Source organism: Mesorhizobium sp. BHbdii (assembly GCF_053848045.1).
The window spans coordinates 1-450 of sequence record NZ_JBSPKX010000206.1; the positions used below are offsets into that span (position 1 = coordinate 1).

Annotated in this window: 1 protein-coding gene; it reads right to left on the reverse strand. The window is 65.8% G+C overall.

Going from position 1 to position 450, the window contains the following annotated elements; all coding sequences use genetic code 11:
• Nucleotides 1-23: 23 nt before the first annotated feature.
• Nucleotides 24-450, reverse strand: a 427-nt coding sequence (locus tag ACWTU8_RS32650) for an arginase family protein (protein WP_455851355.1), incomplete at its 5' end; no start/stop codon positions are given.

Consider the following 450-nt stretch of genomic DNA (forward strand, 5'->3'; position numbering starts at 1 on the left):
GTTCAGCTTTGCCGTGGTCATGATCAAAAGCTCCCGGAATGGCTGCGGGTCGGGCGATCCATGATGCGGCGGCCCATCAGGCTCGCCGTAAGGTCGACCATAAGCGTCGCGGTCCGGCCACGCTCGTCCAGAAAAGGATTCAACTCGACCAGGTCGAGACTGGAGACGAGGCCGCTGTCGGACAGCATCTCCATCACCAGATGCGCCTCGCGGAAGGTCGCGCCGCCGGGAACGGTGGTGCCGACAGCCGGCGCAATCGACGGGTCGAGAAAGTCGACGTCGAGACTGACATGCAGCAGCCCGTCTTCATCAGACACGCGCGCCAGGAAGGCGCGCAGCAGCGGCGCGATGCCATGTTCATCGATGGCGCGCATGTCGTGCACGGTGACGCCCGCCTGGTTGAGCGCGCTGCGCTCGGCCGGGTCGACACTGCGCAGGCCCATGGTGCAG